Here is a 26710-nt window from a genome sequence, read left to right as displayed (position 1 = left end):
TACAATCACATTGTTAACGAACAAGTATTTTGGAGGAGAGACATATGAACATAGTTACGGCAAACGCTTTAAAAAAATACTATGGTAGTGGAACGAATATAGTAAAAGCATTAGATCATACTACCTTACAAATTGAGCATGGAGAATTTGTAACGATTATTGGGACATCAGGTAGTGGGAAATCCACTTTACTCCATATGCTCGGTGGTTTGGATTATCCAGATTCAGGTGAAGTCATTATTGATGGACAATCGTTATTTACCTTAAGTGCTGATGAATTAACCATTTTTCGTAGACGTAAAATCGGTTTTATTTTTCAACAATTTAACTTAATCCCCGTTCTGAATGTATATGAAAATATTGTTTTGCCAATAGAACTAGATGGTAACCAGGTGGATGAGGAATATGTCAAGGAGATCATTACACTATTAGGATTGAAGGAAAAAGTATACAATCTGCCTCATCAACTGTCAGGTGGACAACAGCAGCGTGTGGCTATAGCAAGAGCACTGGCTACAAAGCCGTCAATTATACTTGCAGATGAGCCTACAGGAAATTTAGATAGTAAAACGAGCTTAGATGTAATTGGTTTATTAAAAGTAACAAGTGATCGTTTTAAGCAGACGGTTATTATGATTACACATAATGAAGAAATCGCGCAAATGGCCGATCGCACCATTCGAATTGAGGATGGGCAGATCGTAGGTGGTAATGGTTATGCTGAAGGTCAATAATCAAAAGGTCATTAAAACATTATCCAAACGTTTACTTAAAGAAAATAAGTCTAGGAATAAAGTAGCTTTACTGGCGATTGTTTTAACAAGTTTTATGTTGAGTGCATTGATTCTTTTTGGCATGAATGCTAATCGGTTTATTGAAGTCAATTGGATTCAATCTGCGGGAACAGCAGCTGATGCGTATTTAACAAATCCGACTGAATTACAGTTATCCACTTTAGATAAAGCATCTTCGGTTGAACGAATAGGACAAATCACACAAGCAGCAAGTAGTGAAATTGGTGATGACCGTATTGAATTAAGTTATTTATCAAAAGAAGCCTATCATATGAAACAAGATGCATTATATCCAATTAACGGAGAATACCCTAAAAAGCAAGATGAAATCATGCTCTCGAAGGAAGCAGTTGATTATTTAACTGGTTCAACACCGAAAAAGGGAATGGAAATTGAGTTGCCGATTTTGGATGAGCACGGGAAACAAGTGATGCAGGAATTTACTCTCACAGGGTGGTTTACTGATCCACTTTTTTCAAAGGATCCTTTTGCCAGTATGGGGTTTGTTTCAAAAGCCTACTTAGAAAGCACCAATCACACATTAGAAAATAACGGATATGCAGATATTCAGTTTAAAAGAGGAATTACCCCATTAGATGAAGTAGAACGGTTAGAACAGCAAGTGAATGTATTTGATTCGCAGCAATTCGCAACATATTTTAACTTATCTGGATCAAGTGATCAGATGATGATGCTTGCAGGTATTGGAGTGGTTGTTCTTCTTATTATGTTTAGCGGATACCTACTTATATATAATATCTTCTATCTATCGATTTCACACGATATTCAGTCATATGGATTATTGAAAACAATTGGTACTACTGCTAAACAGCTTCAACAGATTATTAGAGGACAAGCATTGAGACTTTCTGTCATTGGTATCCCAATTGGTAGTGCCCTAGCTATTGCTTTAGCTTTTGGTTTTGCTTTATATGGCGGTCTACCGAATTTCTTTAGATATTGGCAAGTACAGTTAGTACTTATTTTGTTAAGTAGTTTATTCTCATTTATGACTGTCTTTATTAGTGTATGGAAGCCGGCCCGAAAGGTTGGGAAGATATCACCAGTAGAAGCGACTCGTTATACAGATATAAAAGTTCAAAGTAAAAAAACGAAGGCAACAACCAATGGTGGAAAAATAGGGAAAATGGCATGGAGAAACATTTTCCGACATGGAAAAAGAACAACGGTGGTTTTTATGTCCTTATTCTTTGGATTGACAACATTTTTATCGGTTTTTACAATTGTTGAAAGCTTAGATATTGAGAATTATGTATCCAATTCAATGATAAGTGATATTGAAATTCGTAATGGCTATATGATGGATGATGAAGGAAATTATGAACCAGTTTACAATTTATCGCACAAACTAATTAAGGAGTTTGAAACAGTTTCTGGAGTGACAGACGTTAGTCCACAGTATGAATCAAAATATAAAGCGGAATTTTCGGATGCATTTTCCTCTTATTATCATTGGGCTAAGGATAGTATTTCAAAAGCAGAACTAGCAAAGCGATTTGAGGGTGAAATCATTAGCTTGAAAAATGAGGATTTTGAACGTTTATTGAGTCTTCATCCTGCTAAAGTAAATAGCAATATCGATTTATCAAGGGAAAAGACGGTGTATTTACGGCAATCACTTGAGGGAATCTATGAACTTCCGAGCAATTTTGTTATCACACATCCGATAACAGGTGAACAATTTAGAGTCAATTTTGGCGGCTACTTACCACTCAATCTAGATTCATCCGGACTCAATAACTGGGCCCCAACATTAATCGTACCGGAAAAATTCATGGAGAACTTCAATGGTAAATATCAACCCGAGATCGGTTCGGTCTATGTGTCTGTCGAAAAAGGAAAAGACAAGGAAGTCCAACAACAAATCCAACAGATATCCGAGGAATACGGTGTTTTCCAATTCGAAACAAAAGAAGCCATACGTGATAGTTTGCAGCTATCAAAAATTGCGATCTCACTTATTGGCGGCGGATTTTCTGTTCTTCTTGCCTTGATAGGCATTGTCAATTTTATTAATATCATGTTTACGGGAATCATTAATCGAAAACAAGAATTATCTGTATTAGAAAGTATTGGTATGACAAGAAAGCAAGTGAAAAAGATGGTTGCGACTGAAGGCGTATATTATGCTATGATTTCCTTGGGATTAGTATGGACAATAGGGAATGGAATAGCCTATGGATTATTCGTCTTATTTAATTCAGTCTCAAAATATGCAGTCTATCAGTTTCCACTCATACCAATGGTGGTTGTGTCAATAGTCGTATTAATTATTTGTATAACAGTTCCATTGCTAACTTTCAAAAAAATGACAAAACAATCAATCACTGAGCGATTGAAGGAGAATATGTATTAAATGCGGATATGATACTAAGAATCGGACCGCTGAAACTGCCATGCAATAGCAAATTAGATTACAAATTCATTAATGCAAGAAAAATTGATAACCAGAACTCTCGATGATAGTAAATCTGTAGTAATTGTAGAATCTGCCGATTATACAATCTATCCTTTTTTTGCGAGCGAGTGGATGAATACATTACGGTTTCTGCTCTTGAAAAGATTGTAATTATGTTAGGGCAGATAAGAAACTCCATTAATAAAGTAAGCAGATAAGAAACTCCATTAATAAAGTAATAGGAAAAAGAGCAAAAAATATCGAATAAAATCATAACACGTAAAAAATCGAGCTTCCTAGCCAAGAAAGCTCGATTTTTTGCTTCTAGAATATCGCTATTATGTTTCTTCTTTCAAAAGTATTAAGGGAGGTGCAGTTAGAATTGCATAAAGTTTTTTCATTTCAATCAACAATTATGAATCAAACAAGAACAATTCGCATGTATATACCGAAACATTACTTTAATACAAATAAACGGTTACCAGTGCTTTACATGCATGATGGACAAAATATCTTTCGAGATGAGGATGCGATTGGTGGCGTCTCTTTATCTTTAGAAAAAGTGTTTAATGAACAAGATTGTCAAATGATTGTTGTCGGGATTGATTGTATCCAAGCACAAAGAATAGAAGACTATTGTCCGTGGCAAGGGGGTGAGTATAGTCAGCAATTTCACATCGATGACAGTTGGCAACCAGATGGACAAAGATATATTGAGTTTGTAACAAATGAACTGAAACCATTTATAGATAAACATTATCGTACAAAGTCTGATAAGACAGCTATAGCAGGTATCTCTTTAGGTGGACTTATATCTGCTTATGCGGTTTGTGTTTATCCGACTATCTATAATAGTATGGCAGTTTTCTCTTCATCATTTTATCGAAATCAAGAAAAAATAGAAGACTTAATTAGAAAGTCAGATATCTCACATGTAAATAAAATTTATATGGATTGTGGTAGTTTAGAAAGTGATGATAATAAAGTCAATCAGGCTTTTATTCACTCTAACGAAGAAGTTGCGAAGGCATTTCAGACAGAATTAACCATTATCAATGGTGCTAAACATGATTATTCACATTTTAGGCATCGTGTAGGCAACGTATTAATAAATTTGTTTTCTTAAAAGGGGGAAAATTGTAATTTAATTGAATAGAGGGTTATGGTTTGTAAACTTACTATTTTTCTATAGGGGTTCTACCAACAAAAAACGCGGAAAACATACGCTAAGTAACTTTCATACTAAAAAAGTCACTTCATACTTAAGGATTCGACTTTTTAATTTAACTTTTTTACCAATGCCCCTATTGTTTATGTTTGACAAAGTTAATGGAGCTCCGTTAGAAAAATACGCTGTACAATTTCAAGGAAATATAAACCAAAAACAAGAGCATACTCAACTCTACATGTTGTGCTGCTCTTGTTTTATTTAATTTTCCACTAGTTATAATAATGTATTATTTTTCTAATTTTTGATAATCCGTTGCCCACTCCTCTAGTGCTGTAAGAACTGGTAAGAAGTTAACTCCAATCTCTGTTAATGAATATTCAACTTTGGGTGGAACCTGTTTATAAACTTCTCGGTGAACTAATTTATACTCTTCTAATGCCCTTAATTGTTTTGTTAGTGCTGCTTGAGTAACATTAGGTAGTTTTTTTTGTAATTCTCCAAAACGCAGTACTCCGCCTTGGTTCAAAAAATACAGTATTACCATATTCCACTTTCCACTTATTATTTTTTGAACAGGTGCTATTGAACATTGTGTTATGTCTATTTCATCATTCTTAACTTTCATGTAATCACCTCATAGTATACTTTTTGATAGTATATATATTTTTTTATCGTACTTTTATTTTATTATTATACTAATTATACTATGAATAAGCAAAAAACATTAATCTTATAAAATGAATAGAGAGGAATGTTTATACTATGAAAAAAATTCTTATGCGTGAGTACGGTTCTGAAGATGTTCTATTTGAGGCGAATGAAAACATACCATCTATTACTGCAAGCCAAATATTAATAAAAATGGTGGCAGCAAGTATAAATAATATTGATACAGTGATTCGAAAACAGGGGCTACCAGCGTCAGTGCCCGCAGAATTGCAACCTAAATTTCCCCATTTGCTAGGTCAGGACTTTTCTGGAATCGTTACGCAAATTGGTGAAAATGTCACAGAATTTCAAGTTGGAGATCACGTTATAGGTATCACTTTTACGGGGACATATTCAGAATATATTGCTGTAGATGAAGCTAGCTATGTTGCTAAAGTACCAAATGATCTCGATTTGATACCTCTTGGGGGCTTAGGGGTAGTTTCTAGCACAGCGTGGAGGTCTGTTATCGGTCATGGTCAAGTTAAGCCTAATCAAAGAGTCTTGATACATGGTGGAGCAGGGGGTGTGGGTAGTATGGCTATACAACATGCAAAAAATGCAGGTGCCTATGTGATTACGACAGCAACCGAAAGTAACAAGGAATTCCTAAAAGAACTTGGTGCCGATGAAATAATTGATTATACAACAGTAAATTTCGAAGAAGTCATTCATGATATTGATCTGGTAATAGACACAGTCGGCGGGATAACTCAGGATAAAAGCTATAGAGTAATGAAATCTTCTGGTAAGATGTTTTCTACTGCTCAAGTACCTGACCAAAAGAAAGCTGTTGAATATGGCGTCGAAGCTCAATATATAAGCAGTGACATCAGAACAGAAACATTACATTCAATTATTAACTTATATACTGAAAAGAAGCTAATCGTTCGTGTTAATAAAATATATCCTTTTACATTAGATGGTATCAAAACTTCACACAAAGATTTCGAAAATGGCCCAAATAATGGAAAGAGAATTATTTCTTTTAATAAATAAAAATAAATTTACCTGACGAAGAAAATTAATATCTAACCTGTGATTTGACTATTCTACTTCTATATAGGTAGCAGAATGTTATAAGGAAATGGGGCGGTGGAATTGAAAAATGAACTTTTCCAAGGAACGATTGATCACACTGGGATCGTAGTACCTAACCTTAGGGAAGCAGTTACATTTTTTACAGAAGTTTTAAATTTCGAAGTATTATTTCAGGCTCAACCTATGAAGTTTGAGGACGACCGATTAAAACAAAGCTTTGGTGTTCATGAAAAAGCATTTGTTGAAGGTGCAGCATTCCTCCAATATGGTGGGAAGAAAATAGAGCTTGTTCAATGGACTGACCCTGAACAAAATAGTGGACCAAAGCCTGCAGATATCGGCACAGCACATTTAGCCATTTCAGTAACGGACCTCAAAAAAGCTTACACTTATTTTGAAAATACTCCTGGTGTATCAGTTAGAGTATTTAGTCCAATAGGATTCTTCTATATTACTAGCCCATGGGGCCTTGAAATTCAAATTGTAGGTACAGAGCAATCAAAATAGTATTAGTCTTATTTTTTTAAGTGAGATTCATCCAAAAGAATTTTTATCAAGCTCATGTTGGATCCCAAAGTATTAAACGAATTGTACATTTATGTGGAATCATTCAAAGTTCACAAAATGGTTTACAGTCGCTGTTAATGATTTAAGAAATAAAGTAAGCGCGAAGTGAATATTACCACATTCAAGAATCACTTGAAAGAACACATCAAATAATCAGGAGGAAACCATTATGACTAGACCCCATATTGTATGCCAGATACTCGCTACCATCGACGGAAGGACCAAGTACGATTTTTTAAGCCTTGAGGATGTATATCCTGTATCAAAAGTCTTTAACAGCAAGTTTACAGAATACAAGCCGGATGCATTTGCCGCCGGTCGCGTTAGTTTGGATGGCAGTTTTGCTTCCAACGACCCGATTGATTTAGCACCTTTTTATGGCAAGGAAATAAACCGCAACGATTTTATCGCAAATGCCAATGCAGGATTATATCTAATTGCTATTGATGCAAAGGGCAAGCTGAAATGGAAAACCAATATGACGAGTGCAGACTATGGCGTGAGTGGTAATGCCCATGTGGTGGCCGTGCTTTCCGAAAATGTAGATAACGCTTATCTCGCCTACTTGCAGAGTATTGGCGTATCGTATATTTTTGCAGGAGCAGAAGGGCTCAACTTTACTGTCGCAGCCGAAAAGCTGTACAAACACTTTGGTATCAAAAAAATGATTGTGGAGGGCGGACCGATGGTGAACGGCTCCTTTGCTTATGAAGGCCTGATAGATGAGTTGAGTCTCATTGTCGCTCCTATTGTGGACGACTCAGTGGAGAAATCATCTCTGTTTGAAAAAAGCCCTTCCCTTACCGGGAATATCCCTCCTATGGAGTTTTCCTTTGAAAAGATGGAACAAGTGGAACAGGATATTATTTGGCTGAATTACAAGAAAAAAGGTGTATCCTATTCATCCAAAGATTGAAAGTAGGCAACTCCAACATTCTTTATGTAGGGACAAGAGTTCAGACAAAAAAGAAGCTTAAATAGCCCATCCTTTTGTACAGTTTGTTTGATTTAAATTGAAAGCCGATAAGGAAAAAAGGAAGGAAAGGATTGTAAAAAGCTACTTAATCCCTGGTAATATAGACATGCTCAATCGAGGCAAAAGAGCCTGTCCTTCCTAATCAACGTTTCTACAAGCAGAAGTATATGTATATACAACAGGGTCAGAACGTAATACTTAGTTTTTAAAACAACTAGGAGGAGACGAAGTCATTAACTATAAAACCGCTGACAATAAACCGCGACGATTTTATCGCAAATGCCAATGTAACATTATATCTAATTGCTATTGATGCAAAGGGCAAGATGAAATGAAAAACCTATATGACGAGAGTAGACTATGGCGTGTACAGTTATGGTAAGGATGCTCATGCGGATATTTAAGAATTGAAATATTTAAAAAAGTTTTTATAGTCTGATAAGGATGAGCGAATATTTAAAGGTACCAGTCAGCAAATAAGCTTGGTCCGTTATCACATTATTATAATATGGGTAGCATGACGTAAACAAAAGTTGACTAGAAATTAGGAGGATTTATTATGTCAGTAAATATCGGAATTATTTTAGGTAGCACACGAGTAGGTCGTTATAGTCCAGCAGTAGGCGAATGGGTTAAGCAAATTGCCGATAAACGTGAAGATGCAACGTTTGAAATCATAGATATCGCAGAATTTGATTTACCATTCTTTTGCGTGACATTAATGGAAGATGAGCGTGTGCTTCGTTGGAATGAAGCGATAGCGAAATGCGATGGATTCATTTTCATTGCACAAGAATATAATCACTCGATTACAGGTGCATTAAAAAATGCGTTAGATTTCGGCCGTGAACCTTGGAATAACAAAGCGGCAGGTATTGTATCTTACGGCGCACTTGGTGGAGCGCGTGCAGCAGAACACTTACGAGGTATTTTAGGGGAGCTTGCAATTGCGGATGTTCGTACACATCCAGGTCTTTCAATTTTCACAGATTGGGAAGAACGTACAACATTCAATCCAGCAGACTTACATGTACCAGTCGTAGAAAAAATGATGGATGAAGTCGTTTCTTGGAGTGCAGCACTGAAAACAGTACGTGAAAAATAGATGATGCCAAGACAAGGATTAAGGAATATTGATAGTAAGATTCTTGTAGCGAAATAAATAGATTACAGACGTCTAGGAAGTCCTAGGCGTTTTTTAAAACAAAATAAAACTGCACCTCCACTGTTAGATCATGTCTAACAGATAGGGTACAGTTCAAAGTGGATAGCGTTTAGTTTTAAATTTTAATATCAACTTTCCCTTTTTCTTTCAATTCATCAACATGTTGAGCAAGTACTTCTTGTTGTTTTTGTTGTTGGATAGATGCTTTAATTTGTTCTTTTACATCTTCAAGTTTAGGCACTTCTTGATCGGCACCTTCACTTTGTGTTTTTACTTCTTCATAAGCTTTTTTGATTTCATCTTCTGATACTTCGCCAGTAGGTACTTCTTTTTCAACGTATTGGTTGAATTGAATGCTATTAGCGATTTGTGCTTTTAGTTCTTTTTCATCTAATTGAGATTGCTCTAGGGCAGCAGCAAAGGCTTTTTCATCTTCAAATTGACCTTTTGTCTGCTCAAACTGTTCATTGATATCTTCTTCAGAAGCTTTAATCCCTTTTTTATCGGCTTCTTGAAGGATAAGTGTTTGTCCTACAAGGCTATCAATTACTTGAGTCTTCATTTGTTCAGATGTTTCTTTAGTCGTTGGGTCTTGACCCATTTGTTGCATTTGCCCTTGTAGTGTAGTAAGTGTCAAATTATAATCAACACCTAAGATTTTTTCATCATTAACTACAGCAACAGTTGAATCATCCTCAACCATTTGTTCGTCTAATTTCTTCTGCATTTCTTCTTGTTTTTTCTTATCTTCAGCAGATAGTTCAGTGTTTTGTCCTTCGTCCTTCTTCTCAGCATCTTTTGCTTCTTCGTCTCCTCCACAAGCAGCTAAGAATAGCACCATCAAACTTGTCATTAATAAAACTGTCCATTTCTTCATAATCAATCTCCTTCCTGCAAGCAGAATGATTTTTTGATTAAAATCATCTAGTGCGCATTATATAGTATGTTTGGCTAAAAAGAAACCAATAGACCCTCCAATTATGAGATGTAATCAAATTGAAAAATCAATAAAAATTTTTACTATTTACATATGATACCAGCAAAACGGGAGATTAGCCATTCTTTTTATACTAAAGAGGAGAAATTGCCTGTTCTTTTATTACAAAAGTAACAAGAATTATAAGAATTTTCAGAGGTAATATCACATACTTAAACCTAGATAAGTTATGATAGAAAGGAGAAGGATAGAGGATATGCAAATGGCTTTCTTTGCGCGACTTGCACCTTTCAACCAACCCCATCTTTTTCTATCCCTATCAAAGTAAAAATAATCAACAGCAATAATTAAAAATATAAAAGTAATCATACCTAACAAATTCATTGGTAATAGACCTCCTAAAGTTAAAATGTATTCTCCTACAATTATATGGAAGGTTTCTACTATCTATGAAGATTAAGCAGAAAAATGAGGCGCAAAATGATATCCATTATTAGTGATTCTTTCATCATTCATGATATTTTGCTGACGCGACTTGTACTTTTCTACCAATCACATCTCTTTTCTATCCAAAGCCAAGTAAAAAATAATCAATCACAATGATTAATATTAGAAGAGTGATCATTCCATTAGAATATAAATTCTTTTCATATTGTACGGAAAGATTCCTTCTATCATGACATTAAGCAAAAGAGTATAAAGGAGCCAGATTATGTTAATAAAACCCGCAACGAGCGATGATGCTGCCATCATTACCGAAATTATGCAAGTTGCATTTAGTGAATATAATAATCCCCCATCTAGTGCTTTAATAGAAACAACGGAAGAAGTAAGGAGTGCACTAGAGAATGGTGAACAAAGTTTAATTTGCTATGATCAAGATATTCCAGTGGCGATGGTCCGGTTTAAACTCACAAATAAGGAGCTCTATTTTTATCGCCTCTCTGTACTGCCAACCTATCAACGAAAAGGGATTGCAAAGCTATTGTTAAAGGAATTAGAATCCTATGCAGGTAATCATGTAGTTACCCAGCTTGTTTGCAAAGTTCGAATGACTGTCCCTAAAAATATCTTATTATATCAATCAGTTGGTTATGAGATCTTTGATCAAGTAATAGTCCGGAAAGCAAATGGCGTTGAAATCCCTGTTGTTCACATGAAAAAACAAATCCAACTAGTCAAGATAACGGGTTAAAGATGACGACGGTAACAGTCAATTGGGATGGAGAAATACAATTATCATGGAAAAAGAGTCAAACACTTCCTAATATATAATACATCACAAGTACTTATGGGTTTTGTTTTAGAAACAGCAGTTATTACTTGTACATGTACAAAATCGGGGCTGGGATATTCCTGACAGTCATCCAGAAGTAGGGGATGTGAAAGAAAAATCTTTCTCTCTAGGATATAAACAATCTTAAGTGGACTGAAGAGAGTCTTTTTTCTTATGAACGTGGCCAAAGAACTACCATTAAAGGGGAAGATGAGTCTGTTCAACGAAAAGGGTGAATTTCAGATATCGCCATTGAAAGGTATTAGAAATTAGATAAGACAGATTGAACGATTGACCTTAGAAATATCTCAAAGTCTATTGTTTAGTTTTCGTTTTATCTTTGATGAGCAAAAAAATCAGGTGAAAAAATGGATGAACCACACGCAAATCGTATATACATTCAAGACACTATGATTAAGGAGGAAACAGAATGAATAACAAAACGAAGACCTGGATGCAGCGTAATGCTCGCCCACTTGAATTGGCGCGATGGGAATACCTATTTGAGGGAGGGTCGCGAGAAAGGGTCATTCAGTATTTAGCGTCCTATCAAAATGAAGATGGAGGCTTCGGTAATGGATTGGAACCGGATTTCTGGCTGCCAGCTTCTTCGGCTATCGCGACATGGTCAGCGTGCCAACAATTGCTAGAAGTACATGCCACTAAGGATGAAAAGATAGTAAGGAATCTCATAAACTATTTAGTACTCTCTTATAATAAAGAGGCGGAATTTTGGCTCACAGTAACACCCGAACATAACCTTTACCCTCATGCCCCTCATTGGCACTATACAAAAGATGTTCAGTCTATGTGGATGTATAATCCATCAGTTGAATTAGCCGCCTATCTGATACATTGGTCTAGCGAGGAGAGTGAAGCAAATAAGTTGGGGTGGCATGTAATCGAAAAAGCCTTTACCTATCTGCAACAAGTGGAAGACATGGGGTTTCATGAGATTAATAATTTTCAGAAGGCCGCCCTCTTATTACAGGACAAAATGGGTGAAGCAAAAAAGGTGCTCGCTAAAATCCATCAACTAGCAGAGAAAGCGATAAACAAAATACCAGATACATGGGGGAAAAGTTATGGTGCACTGCCACTAGATTTAATTCATAATAAAGAGGACCTTTTATATCATCAATATCGCGCTCTTGTTGAAGAAAATATTGTTTACTTACATAAAACAGTCACAACGGAAGGCATATGGAACCCTAATTGGGATTGGGGAGAAGATGAGCTAAACTTTGCTGTAGCCAAACAACAATGGATAGGCATTATTGCCATTAATAATCAGCGGAAATTGCAGATTTTCCAATAATTATTTGGCTTTTTAGGAGTTGACCATATGGACAAGGATAAAATCCAATCCATTCTATCATATATAATGAATCTATTAACTACACTTACTTGCTTACTTATGCTACTTCATGTCTTCCTTCTAACTAGTGTTGGGTTTGATTTATATGAATGGAAGCAGTCATATCAGTCATGGGTTTATCTTTATTGCATCATTTATGCTCTACTTGTTGCTGTGATCATTGATGAGTTTTCAGCTAAGTTTTCTATATCCTTGGAAGCTCAGACTATTTTTTATACAGTTGCTGGTTTTGGCGCTTTCTTTCCTCTAACGGGTTTTACCGTTTTTACGGTTCTCGCTGGAATGGCAGCTGCCATTGTGGCTGGAATCTTTTTCATATGCTACAGGGTTGTGAAACATTACCATAAAAAGTTATGGGCAATTGTTCTTCTTCTGCCCGTGTTATTTGCATTATCCACCATCGATTATACAGAGAAGAAAGACTGGCATGAACAAACGTCAGAAAACTCATTTTCTGCACAATTTGCTCATTTTAACGGCATGCATTCGATTCCTATTACACTTGCTTGTGGTGAAAAAGTCAACATGACCATACACTTTTCACCTGAAAATGAGGGCGGCTATGGTTATTATATTTTAGACGGAAAAGGTCAAGATGTGTTTTTTCAAGTTATTGAAGCAAATGATCAAGACATTCACAATAGTTTACTCTCTTTTAAAGCGGATACAATAGGTGATTATCGTGTTATAGTAACGGGTTCAGATGTAAAGGAGAGAATAAAAGTTAATTGGGAAGTGGAGTGATTCCTGAGTGAGATTAAGACAAATGGCCGTTGCGTTTTTAATCAATCAAAATGATGAAGTTTTATTATTACAAAAACCTTCCTCTCACGCATTTCTTCCGGGGAAACTCGTACCAATCGGTGGTCATATGGAGCCAGAAGAGATAAATGACCCAGAACGAACAATTATAAGAGAAGTGAAGGAAGAGACTGGTCTTATTTTAGATAAATTACAGTTAAAGTATATTGTTCATAGATTAAAAGCAGATGAAAATGAGGTAAGGGTTCAATATGTTTTCTTTGCAAAATTAAAGGAGGATGTAGCATTCATTTCAAGTAATGAAGGAGAATTGTGCTGGATCAGGATGAAGGATATCGAAAAAGAAAACGTATCTGAAACGTCGCGGGCTATTGCTAGTCATTATAATGAACATCCGGAAAATGAAAAGATCTATACCGGCACAATGAAATCAGACAACGGCAAAGCCACTATGACTTGGAGTGTACTAGAAGATTGGTTGAAAGGAAAGGACTGTATTCATGACTAAAGAATACTTGAAAATCTTTGATGAACAATACCAGGAAATTGGTATAGCAACAAGAGACGAAGCGCATCACAAAGGGTATTGGCATGAGGTCTTTCATTGTTGGCTACTAAGTCAAGAAGGAGAAACAGACTATCTCATTTTACAAATCAGAAGTGCGCAAAAGAAAGATTATCCGAACTTGCTAGATATTACTGCTGCCGGGCATTTATTAGCGGATGAGACAATTGAAGATGGTGTTAGGGAAGTAGAGGAAGAGCTAGGCATCAATGTCTCTATAAAACAACTTACCTCAGTTGGTATGCTTCACTATGCCATAGAAACGGAAAAGATGAAAGATAGAGAGCATGCACATGTTTTTTTACATAGCGGAGTATTCCACTTAGAACAATTTTCTCTTCAAGAGGAAGAAGTAGCTGGTTTGGTAAAAGTAAAATGGGGTGACTTTTGTCAGTTATGGGCAGAAGAACTAGATAGCATTCCTATTATAGAAAGAACTATCATAAAGCCATTACAAAAAGGTCAGTTGAAAGCTACTGTGACCAAAGAGCAATTTGTACCACACCCACCATCATTTTATCAAGATGTCATTAAAATGATTGCACCATTCGTAGTGAATAAAGGAGGCATGTGATGGCTTTCAAAATTGAACTCTTTGTAGAAGATTTGCACCAATCGGTTCGTTTTTACAAAGAAATAGTAGCTTGCAGTCTTGTGAAACAGAGTGAGAGTAGTGCCTTGTTTAAGAATGAGGATACTTTCCTCTTACTCACAGCAGACTCCATCCTAGACGAGGACCATTACTTTAGAAGAAGGAATTTGGCAAATAAGGGCGTGGGCGTAGAGTTGATTTTAAGTGTGGAGGATGTCAATTATCACTACAAACAAATCACAAATGTCACACCAGAAGTCATAGAATCACCTATTAAACACCAAAGTTGGGGGGCAACTGATTTTAGAGTCATTGACCCAGATGGATATTATATACGGATAACTTCAAAAGGATAGACTCCAGTACAGTTGAATAAAAAAATTTTAGGGGGAAGAGCAATATGCAAAAGGTTGTTGAGGGGATAAATCATTGGATAAAAACATTACCAGATGCGTACAATTCTATGTCAGAATTAGAAATTTCTAATCGACCATTACCAAATAAATGGTCTAAAAAAGAAATTTTAGGACATTTATGTGACTCTGCGATAAATAATATTGAAAGGTTTATAAAAATTCAGTATGAAGAACAAGTGTATGTTATTCAATCATATAATCAAGATCAATGGGTAAAGGTTCAGAATTATCAAGATAGACCGCTGGGTGAAATAATAAACCTTTTTCAGTCATTAAATAAGCAAATTGTCATTATTGTTAAAAATGTTCCTAGCGAAAGCCTATCTAAACTTTGTGACATAGGAAATAATCAACATAAGACACTCGAGTGGCTTATTCAAGATTATCTTTCGCATATGGAACACCATATTCACAATCAAATTTTAATTAAAAATAACGATTGATAAATTTAGTTCTTATTGAAGCATATTACGGTAATAATTTTGAAAAGATACGAGAAGTAAAAACGAAATACAATCCAGAAAACTTGTTTCATTTTCCACAGAGTATACCGCCCTATGATTAATAGGGATGACTAAAATCACCAATACTACCCGGAAAAATTCCTTTTAGAATACAGCTCTTTTCCGGGCATTTCTTTTTAGATTATCTGTAGCACGGCTCTTTTTTTGATTAATGAATGGTAGTCTTTTGATGTGCTTGCTTTACCATCTCGATAAATAAATTCATCCAACGATTATTTTCTGTCAACTCAGGGTGGAAAGAGGTAACGAGTAAATGCCCTTGTTTGGCAGCTACAATTTGGTTATCATGTGTAGCTAATACTTCCACATTTTCTTGTACTTCTGTAATAATTGGTGCACGAATAAATACTGCCGGTACATTGTCTGTAAATCCTTTTACTTTTAACTTTGTTTCAAAACTATCCTTTTGTCGACCGAAGGCATTTCGCTTTACCGTTATATTCATTAACCGTAAATGTGCTTCACTACCATCGGATAATTCATTAGCTAGTAATACTAATCCCGCACAAGTGCCAAAAATCGGTTTCTTTTCTGCTGAAAACTGTTGAATTGGTGATTTGAACTCATAATAATCAATCAGTTTTCTTATCGCCGTACTTTCTCCACCAGGAATAATCAAACCGTCAAGGGTGTGTAGTTCACTTGCTTTTTTTACAGCTACTGCGACTAGCCCGGCTGACTCAATTTGTTTGATGTGCTCAGAAACGGCTCCTTGCAAGGCGAGTACGCCAATTTTCAACATTACCAACCACGCTCCTGCATTCTTTCCTCTAAGGATAATTTAGAAATATCTAATCCTTTCATTGCAGCACCGAGTTCCTGCGAAAGCTTCCCGATTAAATCGTAGTCCTTATAATGCGTCGTTGCTTGCACAATGCTATGAGCAAACTTTTCTGGATTTTCAGATTTAAAAATACCGGATCCTACAAAGATACCATCAGAACCAAGTTCCATCATAAGAGCAGCGTCTGCTGGTGTTGCAATCCCACCTGCAGCAAAGTTTACAACTGGTAATTTGCCATTTTTCTTAATTTCACGAAGGATTTCATATGGTGCACCTAAGAGTTTCGCTTCTGTCATGAGTTCATCATCATTCATCAAAGTGATTTTCCGAATTTGTGCTTGAACTTTTCTCATATGCCTTACCGCTTCAACAATATTACCTGTACCCGGTTCACCTTTCGTTCTTAACATGGATGCACCTTCACCAATTCTTCTGGCTGCTTCACCTAAATCACGACATCCACACACAAATGGAACTGTAAACTCACTTTTTAAAATATGGTATTCTTCATCTGCAGGGGTTAATACTTCACTCTCATCTATGTAATCAACACCCATTGCTTCTAACACTCGTGCCTCAACGATATGTCCAATTCTAGCTTTGGCCATGACAGGAATAGACACTGCCTGCATCACTTCTTCTACAATTCTTGGGTCCGCCATACGGGCAACTCCTCCAGCAGCACGAATATCTGACGGCACGCGTTCTAATGCCATCACAGCAACTGCGCCTGCTGCTTCAGCGACCTTTGCTTGTTCAGCATTAACGACATCCATAATGACCCCGCCTTTTTGCATTTGTGCCATCCCGCGTTTTACTGTTTCTGTACCTACTAATTGACTCATTTTCATTCCTCCATTGCATTTTTCAGATTTGTTTATTAGTATAAAAAGGAACTGATATGATTGTAAGTATCAGTTTTTGATAATTTTATGGTATCAGTTAGAGGGGCGATTTAGATGGATTACTTAGCTTGTGAGTTGTTAAGAGACAGTGAAGTACCGTTATACGAACAATTATATGACTATATTAAAGGCGAAATAACAGAGGGAAGATTACTAGAAGGCGATAAGCTTCCATCTAAACGGAAATTAGCCTCCTTACTAAAAATAAGTCAAAACACCATTCAAACAGCGTATGAACAGCTGGAAGCGGAAGGTTATATTGAGGTCCAAGCGCGCAGAGGCTACTTTATATTGCCTCTAACAGACTTAGAATATATTGAAAGTAAAATGAAGAATGAAAGTTCAGCAGTTGGCGTTTATCATAAAGAACAAACGGTCCTCTATGATTTTCACCCGAGTCAAATTGATACAACTCACTTTCCGTATGATAAATGGCGAAAATATGTGAAACAACATATTGAACCCGTCCATCAGTCCTCATTGCTGCTTGGTGATAATCAGGGGGAACTTGAATTAAGGAAAGAAATTGCGCAATATTTATATCATTCCCGTGGGGTAACTTGTAAGCCTGAACAAATAGTTATTGGCGCAGGTGTAGAAGTTCTGTTACAACAGCTCATTTTTCTATTTAATAAAGATACGGTCTATGGGGTGGAAGACCCAGGCTACCATTTAATGATGAAGATATTACATAATTACGGATATGAAGTGTATCCATTGTTAGTGGATAGACAAGGAGTCGACATTCACGCCATAAAAAAATCACCTATAGATATCCTATATACAACACCTTCACACCATTTTCCTTATGGAACTGTTCTCCCGATTCAACGAAGACAACAATTGTTGAATTGGGCAATAGAGAAGAATGATCGCTATATTATTGAAGATGATTATGACAGTGAGTTTCGCTATAACGGAAAAACGATACCGTCTCTGCAAAGTATGGACAGAGGAGAGAAAGTGATTTATTTAGGCTCCTTTTCTAAATCTTTTATTCCATCATTGCGAATTAGTTATATGGTTTTGCCGAACACCCTTGTTAAATCTTATAAAGAAAAATTCTCTTTTTATCATTGCACAGTTTCGAGAATAGACCAAAATGCCTTAAGTGGATTTATGAAAGACGGAGAGTTTGAAAAGCATTTAAACCGAATGAAAAAGGTTTATAGAAGAAAGGTCGAAATAGTTCTAAACGTACTCAAGTACTTTCCACAATTAGAAGTGATAGGAGAGAGTTCTGGATTGCATGTCGTATTGATAGTCAAGAACGGTATGAATGAAAACGAACTCGTCACCCGCGCAAAGCGAGAGAATTTGAAAATTTATCCATTATCTAATTACTCCATTATTCGAAGAGACGATAAAGAACCACAAATCATATTAGGCTTTGCAGGCATTCGCGAAGAGGAATTGGAACATAGCTTGAAAGCTTTGTTCAAAGCATGGGGGATGGATGATATTGATTAGATATATTTTTGTGTTATTCAAGAAATAAATACTATCAAGTACATTCAGGTAATTAACAACGAACAAATTCTCAATCATCAAACTGAACTTGTTCGTTGTTAACCTTACTTAGAAAGATTTCTAGCAAGGAAAAGTTAGGGCGTAATCCGATGACCGAATATGTTAAGTGTACCCAATCGATAGGAGACGTAATAGGCGATTATTAATATGATGAGCATGATCGATAAAAATAGGTAGTCTGTAAACTTTATTTTCATTACTGTATAATAGGTTCGTTCTTTTGATCCTGTAAAACCTTTTGATTCCATTGCAATTGCGACTCTTTCAGCCTTCCGAATCGCACCAGCTAATAGGGGAATAAAATATTGTTTCATTTGTTCTACAAGATTTCTCCATCCTTTTGCATGACCAAAGCCGCGAATACGATGAGCTTTCTTTAACATATCTAATTCGTGCCTGAAGGTTGGAACAAAGCGATAGCCAGCCAAAATACCGTAAGTCAACTTAGGTGAAAGGCGAGCTTGTTGCATTAAACTTAACATAAACTTTGTCGGATCAGTTGTAAAAGCAAAGAGTAAAGATAACCCTATAAAACACAATGACCTTAGCGCTAAACTTATACTAACTATAATGCTACCCATCCTGATATCAAAAGAAAGGAAGGAAAAGATAATAGGACCAGTTGCATATCTATCATCCGTATAAAGCATTGTCATCCAAGCAAGTCCGAGCGCAAAAAAGGACATAGGTATAAAGTAAAACAACCATTTCTTTATGTTCAGTTTACTGAAGAAAAATGTAAGTATCAGGATATAAATAAACATAATCGCTGGTGTAATAATATCAAAGGAAAAGCTCAACAGAATAGCAGGCATGATAATCGTAATAGCTTTCATAGTTGGATTTAATGAGTGTATCATACTGTCATCTCTTCATTCATCGACCGTAAACGGTAAGGGATCCTTAATCTGGCTCTTTCTAAAAGCTCAGTTCTTCGCCAAAGTTCTTTAGGTGTACCGTTATAAACGATGTTTCCTTCTTGCATGACCAAGACATGATTACAATATGAATCAACTAAATCCATGTCATGGGTAACGAAAACGATGGTTGTCCCTTTTTCATTTAGTTGCATGACTATACGCATAAATTGAGATATTGTATAGGCATCTTGTCCAAATGTGGGTTCATCGAATAAGAGTAAATCAGGTGTGGAATGTAACATCGTTGCTACACTTAACCTTCTTTTTTGTCCACCACTTAATGAAAATGGATTTTTCCACTTATCAGATAAAAGATCAAAATCGGTTAATAACTGATGAGCCATTCTTTCTGTTTCTACTCTAGAATAGCCACTTAGTTTCATACCAAAACACACTTCATCGTATACAGTTTGGTTAATAAACTGATGCTCAGGATTTTGAAATACATAGCCTATCTTCTTATATAACTCATTTTCATGCCAATCACTTAATGGGATGTTTAAAAAATCGATTGAACCTGATACAGGCTTATTTAATTTGGCTATTAATTGTAATAAGGTAGATTTACCAGCACCATTTTCGCCAACGATCGCACAAAACCTTCCTTTTTTGATCAAGAAAGAAAGTTCATTAAGGATTTGCTTATTTTTATAGTTAAATTGTATGTTTTTAAGATTTACAATTACTTCTGTACTTTCTTTTTCACTTGATGGTGGTCTTGCGAGTTCCCTAATTACATATCTTTTAGGTACTCTTATACGATTACTTCTTAACTCCTGTAAATGATTGATAAAACCTTCCTTTGGCGCACTATCTAAAAGGATTTCTCCTTTTTTATTAAGCGCAATCAACCGATGAGCGTACGTTTCCCAATCATCGATTTCGTGTTCAATTACAAGCAGACCAAATCTTCGTTCTTTTTGAATCCTCATAATTGTCTCGATAAACTCAATGCTAGATATAGGATCTAAATTTGCTGTAGGTTCATCTAAAATTAAATATTGAGGGTCCATTAAAAGGATGGAAGCTAGAGCAACCTTTTGTTTTTGTCCTCCTGAAAGCTGGTGAATGTTATGTTTCTTATATTGTGATAATCCTACAATGTCTAGCACATGTTCTATTCTTTGTTTCATTTGGCTTCTGGGAATAGACAAGTTTTCTAAAACAAATGCTAATTCATCTTCTACACGAACCATACAAAACTGGCTTTCCGGATCTTGAAAGACAATACCTATTTCTTGGTTGATTACTCCTTTGGGATAGGAAGAGATCGATCTCCCTTTATATAAAAGATCCCCTGAAGTAAAACCATCAATCGCCTCAGGATATAGGCCATTTAAACATAATGTAAGTGTACTTTTGCCAGATCCACTTGCTCCAAGTAATAAAGTCACTTCCTCTGCATATAAGCTAAAGCTAACATTATTTAAAGAAGGTTCATCGTGTTTATCAAAGGAAAAAGAGAAAGAGTCTAGTTCAAAAATTGGTTGATGATTTTTCATGCCTTGCTATTATCTCCTTCCCAATAGGATACCCATTTAACACACCTGTTTTCGCTAATTGATCCGCTAATATTTTTCCAAAATAACCAGCAATGATGGCTCCACTTAAGAGACGTATAACAAACATTGTCATAATAAGCCAGGATTCATAAGCATGAAAACCAGATACAAAGAAATGGTAAGGAAAACTAATAAATGCTGCACTAACACCGGAAAAAACGAGAATACGAGGTTGGTAATTTTTCCATTTTGTAACAGCGAAAGCGATTTCTGCACCTAACCCTTGCACCATTCCTGAAAGAATTAAAGCTGGACCAGATGTTGAACCGACAAGTACTTCGGTAATAGCAGCAATGGTTTCTGCTGTAAAAGCAACGCCTGGCTTTCTGATAATGTAAGCAGCTATGATTGATACAATAAACCATATGCCATAAATCAATTCATAACCAATGGGTCCAAGTCCAAACGGGGTAAGGATGGCAACAAGAACTTTACCGACCCCAAAAAAACCTAAATAAATGAAGCCAAATACTACCCCGAGGACTGACATGAGAACAATATCTTTCAAACGCCAAGATTTTCTCATGATACTTTCACTTCTTTAGCAGTTCCAGTTGGGCTGTTAGCTGACAATGTGAATGTCATTGTCACATGAGAAACCTCTTGCTTGGTCTGATCGAAAACGTTATGTAACAAGTTAAAAATATCATTCACATCTCCATCAAGCCTTGTGGCATAATGGCTATGGCTTACCTTTACTTCTGACTCCTTGGACCAATCAATTTGTTCATAAATTTTTTCCATATAATCTTCCCTCCCTAAGGGATAGAGGGCAAATTTGCAACCTGCTAACTGCTCTATTTCTTTTGTATAATCCTTGTTCAAAGCAATGTCAGTTTCGTCCATGTATACGTCTGCTGCTGAATCTCCTGGACAACCAATCGAAAAAGTGCCACTCATAGCAATGTGTTCTCCTGTTTTAGCCGCGTGTAAAAATATTGCTCTCACTACATCAAAAACATGAATTTGCTTCCCACGTATACAAGTAGAAACATCATCAGTATGAGACCACACCTTTGACATGTTCACTTCTTTAAGGGCAAATAAGATAATGTCCACATACCTTTCACTCATTACAGAAAGCGTAAACTGACAACCGACGATTCTACTTTTTCCACATAATTGATTCATATAAATATCCCCTTTAAACATTTTTTGAACAAAAAAAACTGCACCCCGATGGAATGCAGTTTGGCTATGCAAAAAAAGAGAATACACTGACCAACTGCACTTCCCCACGCTAGTATTATCTAGATCGGGTTATAAGGGTCAGGCAATTGCCTTCTCAGCCATTAAACATAGCTCCCCTAGCGCATTCGAAATATTTTGTTTGTTCATCTATCTAATCATAAGCAAAAAATCATCCCCTGTAAACCAAAACTTGTCAATCCATACTTGAAATAGAGAAAAATATATATTGATATATCAATTCATATGAAAGGCAATTAAAAATCTCAATATAGTAGAGGTGAGTAATTTCGAAATTCTAACATTAACATACTATTTTGAATGAAAAATAACCGATTACTACTCTTAGTATTGATGGTTGTCATTCCTTCTGGCGATTCTTTCACCCCGTTCATTAACCATTTTTCAATGAGGGGAGAGCGTCTTGAAATGTGGTTATTTACCGTCCCCCTAATTGATATTTATTATGAAAGAAATTATACTTATATAAGTAATTTATGGCTAATAGGTAAAGAGATTGCCTATTACTATATAATAATAGGTGAATGGCGGGCTTATTGTATACATAGTAAAATATATACTTTAAGTTGTTCTGATTGGTGGAAGAACCGAATGGTTTAAGAACTCTCAACTCGTAAAGATAATAAAAAAAAATAGGTGATTAAAATCGATATAAAAGAAATGTTAAATCAAGTTCCTGTTGTAAATGAAGAAGAAGGACGTTTATTATTAGCTAACTTACATCCACAAATGATTAAACTATTTCAGGAAAAGGAAATCGCAATCTATTACTCACTATTAGAGGATGTTTTGAAGGTTGCAAAACATTTAAATTTAGATACGGTAATTAAGTATTTCGGCATAACGCCTGTAGTGAAGGCAAGTGAAAGCATGCAGTTCCAAGAAATCTTTCGTTGCCTTCACACAAAAGAAAATAATAATAATTGGTTTTTAGATTTCTTTTCTTTGTATTTAGGTGTTTCTGTTATTTATGGCTTTAAACCTGAAGAAATGTAAGAGCTGATTCTTAATAAAGAGAAAACATTTCAAATTCCTTTTTTGAAATGTTTTTTTTATGAAGCGATAAGTGAATAAAATATTCTGTTAATTAAATGCTTTTTACTTGTATTTGCTATCATTCTTTGTAAAATGAAAGCAAGGAGTGATAAAGATGGAAGAAAAAATGGCAGGGCATAGTCTATTAGAAAAGGTTCCGTTTGGAAATGAGCAATTGAAAAGCAGGGTAGTAATGGCACCAATGACTAGAGGATTCTCACCAAATGGTGTACCGGATGAAAAGGTAGCACAATATTATCGTAGGAGAGCAGAAAATGGTGTAGGCCTTATTATTACTGAAGGCACAGCGATTAATCACCCGTCAGCGGTTGTTGGTGAAACAATTCCTCTTTTTTATGGTGAGGATGCACTAAAAGGTTGGGCAAATGTAGTAGCTCAAGTACATGAGGCTGGCGGTAAAATTATTCCACAATTATGGCATGTTGGTGCAGCAAGAAAAGCTGGAAGTTTACCAAACATCGATTCACCGCCTGTCAGTCCTTCGGGAATCACGTTAAAAGGAAAGAAAATTGATCAAATCAAGGTACTTTCCGATGAAGAAATACACGACCTAGTCGATGCATATGCAGAAGCTGCTAAATCTGCCAAAGAGATTGGATTTGATGGTATCGAATTACACGGTGCTCATGGATATTTAATTGACCAATTTTTCTGGGAACTGACGAATAAACGGACCGATCAGTATGGTGGAGACTTACAAGCACGCTCTACATTTGCAGCAGAGATCGTTAAAGCTTGCAGACAAAGAGTCGGTCCTGATTTTCCAATTGTGTTCCGCTATTCTCAGTGGAAAGGGACAGATTACAAAGCCAAGTTAGCGAATAATAGTAAGGAACTTGCCACCATATTAACACCTTTAGTTGAAGCGGGTGTCGATATTTTTCATTGTTCAACAAGACGCATATGGGAACCAGAGTTTGTTGAAGAACACCCTACATATAACTTAGCTGCTTGGACAAAGAAAATTACACAGAAACCAACCATTGCAGTTGGATCCATTGGCATTAATCGCGCCTATTTAAGTAGTGAAGATAATGCACAAATCACCATTGAAAAAAATCTTAAAATTGTCGATGAAAAAATGAATGCTGGTGAATATGATTACGTGGCTATCGGTCGTGCCCTACTTGCAGATCCAGAATGGGTTACTAAGTTAAAAGATGGGGCACTTGATCAGGCGAAAATTTACACAAAAGAAGCAGAAGGCATCCTCTATTAATGGCAAATTATTTTAAAAACCGATTGATAAGAATCGGTTTTTTCCCGTTGTTTGTTCCCACTATAGAGGGGGCCTTATGTAGCAAGATTGAATTGTAATGAGGAAGACGAATCGAAAAGTTATTTTTATGATTATTGGTATGAATGTCGGATGCCTTTACTCTATTTCATTCTCTCTATTCAATGAAAAGGTTTGGGGAAGGTGTTTTTTTGCCCGAAAGCTTTCATTAGATAATGTTTTTATTGTTTGTGGTTGTTATATGTTGATCTGATAATGATTTCTATGATTACGCTATTAACAATGTTTCTACCTTCAGAATGAGGGAATATGAAAGTGTAATGGTTGGGTCATGAAAATGAACATCACAAACCTAATTCCTTGTAAACAGATGGGTATAATGTTATATTAATCAAAAATCGATAGAGGAGAGAAAAGTAATGACCAAAACGATTCCATCAATTGTTTCAACCCAATGGTTAGAGGAACATTTAAATGATGAAAATATCCGCATATTAGACGCAACAACTTTTTTAAAGTTACCAGATGGTGATGGACTTTACTCTGTAACGAACGGACGAGACGCTTATAAAGAAGAGCATATTCCGGGCGCTGTGCATGCAGATGTAGTAAACGAATTAGCAAACCCAGATGATCCAAAAGCATTTACATTGCCATCTCGAGAAAGGTTCGTAGAAGGCATTGAAAAATTGGGTGTCGGTGATGGTACACATGTGATTATTTATGACAAAATCGCTGAAGTCGGCTCACCGAATGCCGCGTCTGATTGGGCATCCCGTGTTTGGTGGCAACTTCGTTTCGAAGGATTTGATAATGTCTCTATCTTAAACGGCGGCTTTAGAAAATGGAAAGAAGAAGGTAGAGAAGTTAAGTCAGGGATTGAATATTATCCGAAAGCGACTTTTAATGGTAGAAGAAGAAGGGAATTATTGGCTACAAAAGAAGATGTCAAAAATGCAATCGATGATCCTAACATGATCATTATGAATTGTCTATCACCAGACGTCTTTAGTGGTAAGAAAAACACTTACGGCCGTCCCGGTCATATCCCTAATAGTAAAAATGTCTTCTTTGCTGACTTATCAGATGATGAATCTCTTCTCATTAAAGAGGAAGAAAAATTACGTGAAATTTTCGAGCCGACCGGTGTATTTGATCCATCTAAAAAAGTCATCACTTATTGTGGCGGTGGAATTGCTGCTACATGGAATGCTTTCATTCTATATACACTAGGTCGCAAAGATGTCGCTGTATACGACGGTTCCATGACAGAATGGGTGCAAGACGAAAACGCGCCACTAGTAACTTCCAATAATGAATAAATTCTCTCCACGAATGTTCTCGCATTCGTGGTTTTTTCATATCGTTAAAAATAAGGATTTACATAAATGATCGTTTCCACTATATTCTATATTAATACTAAATAAGGTGTGGACAAATATATGACTCAAAAAAGATTATCCGATTCCATCGCTGATGATATTATCTCTATGATTGTCATTGAGAAACGTTTTCAACCTGGAGATAAGCTACCTAACGAAAATGAATTATCGGAAGAATTGAATATTAGTCGAACGACTTTAAGAGAAGCGATTAGAATCCTCGTTACAAATGGCATTGTCGAAATCAAAAGAGGTAGAGGGACCTTTATAAAAGAAGATTTGGATATTGACCATATGCAACATTTCGGATTGCTTACAGATGCAAAAATTAATGCGAAAGATTTGTATGAAATGCGCTTAATTTTTGAGCCAGAAGCCGCATACTATGCGACCATTCGTGCAAGTGATCAAGAAATGAAAAGAATCATCGATTATGGGTTGCAAATTGAAGAAAAGATTAAAAAGAAGCAAGACCGAACAGCTGAAGAGCAGAAATTCCATCAATCAATCGTTAAAGCCACGCATAATGAATTTATGGAAAAGCTCATGCCTGTTATTTATCAAGCCATCGATAAAGGAGTGATTTTATCAGTCGAAAAAGAGGTGGCAATTAAAGATACATTGAATGATCATCAAATGATTATGGATTTTATGAAGAATCGTAACCCTGAAGGAGCCAGAAGTGCGATGAAAATTCATATATTACATGCAATGAGTGAATTAGGAATTGAATAAAAAGCAAAAAGGGCATCTTTTTTTAAAAGATGTCTTTTTTGTCTAACAACGTTATTGACAGCAGACAACTTACGATTTACAATACATTATACAAATAAT

The 26710-nt window shown here is 36.0% G+C and carries 28 protein-coding genes, 1 pseudogene and 1 riboswitch; of the genes and pseudogenes, 20 read left to right on the top strand and 9 right to left on the bottom strand.

Annotated elements, in window-relative coordinates; genetic code table 11:
• Nucleotides 1–44 precede the first annotated feature (44 nt).
• The 3 genes from MHH73_RS11410 to MHH73_RS11400 all read left to right on the top strand — a co-directional run bounded on the left by MHH73_RS11410 (nt 45) and on the right by MHH73_RS11400 (nt 4339).
• On the top strand, nt 45–734 hold the full coding sequence (locus MHH73_RS11410; RefSeq protein WP_191811456.1) for an ABC transporter ATP-binding protein: 690 nt from the start codon (nt 45–47) through the stop codon (nt 732–734).
• Entirely contained in the window at nt 718–3171 is a 2454-nt protein-coding gene (locus tag MHH73_RS11405; RefSeq protein WP_341066875.1) for an ABC transporter permease, read from the top strand. The genes MHH73_RS11410 and MHH73_RS11405 overlap by 17 nt, the downstream gene beginning before the upstream one ends.
• 424 nt (nt 3172–3595) lie before the next feature.
• Nucleotides 3596–4339 (top strand): alpha/beta hydrolase, encoded by a 744-nt coding sequence (locus tag MHH73_RS11400; RefSeq protein ID WP_341066872.1) that lies wholly within the window; start codon nt 3596–3598, stop codon nt 4337–4339.
• 331 nt (nt 4340–4670) lie between these two features.
• Here MHH73_RS11400 and MHH73_RS11395 read toward each other — a convergent pair whose 3' ends face one another.
• Nucleotides 4671–5009, bottom strand: a complete 339-nt coding sequence (locus MHH73_RS11395) for a winged helix-turn-helix transcriptional regulator (protein WP_341066870.1) — start codon at nt 5007–5009, stop codon at nt 4671–4673.
• Between the two features lie 137 nt (nt 5010–5146).
• On the opposite strand from MHH73_RS11395, the gene MHH73_RS11390 reads away from it, so the two are divergent.
• From MHH73_RS11390 to MHH73_RS11375, 4 genes are all read left to right on the top strand, one after another.
• Nucleotides 5147–6091, top strand: coding sequence for an NADP-dependent oxidoreductase (locus MHH73_RS11390; protein ID WP_341066868.1), 945 nt, complete (start codon nt 5147–5149; stop codon nt 6089–6091).
• A gap of 102 nt (nt 6092–6193) precedes the next feature.
• Nucleotides 6194–6640 (top strand): VOC family protein, encoded by a 447-nt coding sequence (locus tag MHH73_RS11385; protein WP_191811464.1) that lies wholly within the window; start codon nt 6194–6196, stop codon nt 6638–6640.
• Between the two features lie 229 nt (nt 6641–6869).
• Nucleotides 6870–7616 carry a dihydrofolate reductase family protein gene (locus tag MHH73_RS11380; protein ID WP_341066865.1) on the top strand — a complete coding sequence of 249 codons (747 nt, stop codon included), beginning with the start codon at nt 6870–6872 and terminating at the stop codon, nt 7614–7616.
• Between the two features lie 619 nt (nt 7617–8235).
• Nucleotides 8236–8781 (top strand): NADPH-dependent FMN reductase, encoded by a 546-nt coding sequence (locus MHH73_RS11375; RefSeq protein WP_341066863.1) that lies wholly within the window; start codon nt 8236–8238, stop codon nt 8779–8781.
• Between the two features lie 175 nt (nt 8782–8956).
• Here MHH73_RS11375 and MHH73_RS11370 read toward each other — a convergent pair whose 3' ends face one another.
• Together MHH73_RS11370 and MHH73_RS11365 are read right to left on the bottom strand one after the other, a co-directional pair.
• Nucleotides 8957–9718 (bottom strand): SurA N-terminal domain-containing protein, encoded by a 762-nt coding sequence (locus tag MHH73_RS11370; RefSeq protein WP_191811471.1) that lies wholly within the window; start codon nt 9716–9718, stop codon nt 8957–8959.
• Nucleotides 9719–9982: 264 nt separating this feature from the next.
• Nucleotides 9983–10162: a hypothetical protein gene (locus tag MHH73_RS11365; protein WP_341066860.1), complete on the bottom strand. Its 180-nt coding sequence runs from the start codon at nt 10160–10162 to the stop codon at nt 9983–9985.
• 328 nt (nt 10163–10490) lie between these two features.
• Here MHH73_RS11365 and MHH73_RS11360 point away from each other — a divergent pair, with 328 nt between their 5' ends.
• The 8 genes and pseudogenes from MHH73_RS11360 to MHH73_RS11325 all read left to right on the top strand — a co-directional run.
• The gene (locus MHH73_RS11360; RefSeq protein WP_341066858.1) at nt 10491–10973 is read left to right on the top strand and encodes a GNAT family N-acetyltransferase; all 483 of its coding nucleotides are present in this window, start codon (nt 10491–10493) and stop codon (nt 10971–10973) included.
• Between the two features lie 511 nt (nt 10974–11484).
• Complete coding sequence (locus MHH73_RS11355; protein WP_341066856.1) at nt 11485–12372, top strand: hypothetical protein; 888 nt, start codon at nt 11485–11487, stop codon at nt 12370–12372.
• A 27-nt stretch (nt 12373–12399) separates the two neighbouring features.
• Nucleotides 12400–13176 carry a hypothetical protein gene (locus MHH73_RS11350; RefSeq protein ID WP_341066854.1) on the top strand — a complete coding sequence of 259 codons (777 nt, stop codon included), beginning with the start codon at nt 12400–12402 and terminating at the stop codon, nt 13174–13176.
• Between the two features lie 7 nt (nt 13177–13183).
• Nucleotides 13184–13702 carry an NUDIX domain-containing protein gene (locus MHH73_RS11345; protein ID WP_341066852.1) on the top strand — a complete coding sequence of 173 codons (519 nt, stop codon included), beginning with the start codon at nt 13184–13186 and terminating at the stop codon, nt 13700–13702.
• The gene (locus MHH73_RS11340; protein WP_341066849.1) at nt 13695–14333 is read left to right on the top strand and encodes an NUDIX hydrolase; all 639 of its coding nucleotides are present in this window, start codon (nt 13695–13697) and stop codon (nt 14331–14333) included. The genes MHH73_RS11345 and MHH73_RS11340 overlap by 8 nt, the downstream gene beginning before the upstream one ends.
• Nucleotides 14333–14707, top strand: coding sequence for a VOC family protein (locus MHH73_RS11335; protein WP_341066848.1), 375 nt, complete (start codon nt 14333–14335; stop codon nt 14705–14707). The genes MHH73_RS11340 and MHH73_RS11335 overlap by 1 nt, the downstream gene beginning before the upstream one ends.
• A gap of 44 nt (nt 14708–14751) precedes the next feature.
• Nucleotides 14752–15210, top strand: coding sequence for a DinB family protein (locus tag MHH73_RS11330; protein WP_341066846.1), 459 nt, complete (start codon nt 14752–14754; stop codon nt 15208–15210).
• Between the two features lie 17 nt (nt 15211–15227).
• Nucleotides 15228–15332: pseudogene (locus MHH73_RS11325) on the top strand (BBE domain-containing protein); the annotation flags it as partial.
• Nucleotides 15333–15439: 107 nt separating this feature from the next.
• Here the strand turns inward: MHH73_RS11325 and pdxT are convergent.
• Together pdxT and pdxS are read right to left on the bottom strand one after the other, a co-directional pair.
• On the bottom strand, nt 15440–16030 hold the full coding sequence (gene pdxT / locus MHH73_RS11320) for a pyridoxal 5'-phosphate synthase glutaminase subunit PdxT (RefSeq protein WP_341069738.1): 591 nt from the start codon (nt 16028–16030) through the stop codon (nt 15440–15442).
• A 2-nt stretch (nt 16031–16032) separates the two neighbouring features.
• Nucleotides 16033–16920, bottom strand: a complete 888-nt coding sequence (gene pdxS / locus MHH73_RS11315) for a pyridoxal 5'-phosphate synthase lyase subunit PdxS (protein ID WP_341066843.1) — start codon at nt 16918–16920, stop codon at nt 16033–16035.
• Nucleotides 16921–17034: 114 nt separating this feature from the next.
• Here pdxS and pdxR point away from each other — a divergent pair, with 114 nt between their 5' ends.
• Complete coding sequence (gene pdxR, locus MHH73_RS11310) at nt 17035–18450, top strand: MocR-like pyridoxine biosynthesis transcription factor PdxR (protein WP_341066840.1); 1416 nt, start codon at nt 17035–17037, stop codon at nt 18448–18450.
• 134 nt (nt 18451–18584) lie between these two features.
• Here the strand turns inward: pdxR and MHH73_RS11305 are convergent, their stop codons facing one another.
• Genes MHH73_RS11305 through MHH73_RS11290 form a run of 4 tightly spaced genes read right to left on the bottom strand, consistent with a single transcriptional unit; the run spans nt 18585 to nt 22123 of the window.
• Nucleotides 18585–19370 (bottom strand): energy-coupling factor transporter transmembrane component T family protein, encoded by a 786-nt coding sequence (locus MHH73_RS11305; protein WP_341066838.1) that lies wholly within the window; start codon nt 19368–19370, stop codon nt 18585–18587.
• The gene (locus MHH73_RS11300) at nt 19367–20932 is read right to left on the bottom strand and encodes an ABC transporter ATP-binding protein (protein ID WP_341066836.1); all 1566 of its coding nucleotides are present in this window, start codon (nt 20930–20932) and stop codon (nt 19367–19369) included. Before MHH73_RS11300 ends, MHH73_RS11305 begins: the two co-directional genes overlap by 4 nt.
• The gene (locus MHH73_RS11295; RefSeq protein WP_191811501.1) at nt 20907–21518 is read right to left on the bottom strand and encodes an ECF transporter S component; all 612 of its coding nucleotides are present in this window, start codon (nt 21516–21518) and stop codon (nt 20907–20909) included. The genes MHH73_RS11300 and MHH73_RS11295 overlap by 26 nt, the downstream gene beginning before the upstream one ends.
• Nucleotides 21515–22123: a YkoF family thiamine/hydroxymethylpyrimidine-binding protein gene (locus MHH73_RS11290; RefSeq protein WP_191811503.1), complete on the bottom strand. Its 609-nt coding sequence runs from the start codon at nt 22121–22123 to the stop codon at nt 21515–21517. Before MHH73_RS11290 ends, MHH73_RS11295 begins: the two co-directional genes overlap by 4 nt.
• An 84-nt stretch (nt 22124–22207) precedes the next feature.
• Nucleotides 22208–22311, bottom strand: a riboswitch (TPP riboswitch).
• A 550-nt stretch (nt 22312–22861) separates the two neighbouring features.
• Here MHH73_RS11290 and MHH73_RS11285 point away from each other — a divergent pair.
• The 4 genes from MHH73_RS11285 to MHH73_RS11270 all read left to right on the top strand — a co-directional run bounded on the left by MHH73_RS11285 (nt 22862) and on the right by MHH73_RS11270 (nt 26611).
• Complete coding sequence (locus tag MHH73_RS11285; protein WP_341066834.1) at nt 22862–23197, top strand: hypothetical protein; 336 nt, start codon at nt 22862–22864, stop codon at nt 23195–23197.
• A 154-nt stretch (nt 23198–23351) separates the two neighbouring features.
• Nucleotides 23352–24476, top strand: a complete 1125-nt coding sequence (locus MHH73_RS11280; RefSeq protein WP_341066832.1) for an NADH:flavin oxidoreductase — start codon at nt 23352–23354, stop codon at nt 24474–24476.
• Between the two features lie 437 nt (nt 24477–24913).
• A complete protein-coding gene (locus tag MHH73_RS11275; RefSeq protein ID WP_341066829.1) occupies nt 24914–25816 on the top strand; it encodes a sulfurtransferase in 903 nt (300 codons plus the stop codon).
• Nucleotides 25817–25936: 120 nt separating this feature from the next.
• Nucleotides 25937–26611: a FadR/GntR family transcriptional regulator gene (locus tag MHH73_RS11270; RefSeq protein ID WP_191811509.1), complete on the top strand. Its 675-nt coding sequence runs from the start codon at nt 25937–25939 to the stop codon at nt 26609–26611.
• Nucleotides 26612–26710 lie beyond the last annotated feature (99 nt).

The sequence above is a fragment of the Cytobacillus sp. FSL K6-0265 genome, from assembly GCF_038003465.1.
In the GTDB taxonomy this organism is placed as follows: domain Bacteria; phylum Bacillota; class Bacilli; order Bacillales; family Cytobacillaceae; genus Cytobacillus; species Cytobacillus stercorigallinarum.
This window is presented reverse-complemented; position numbering and strand designations above follow the sequence as displayed.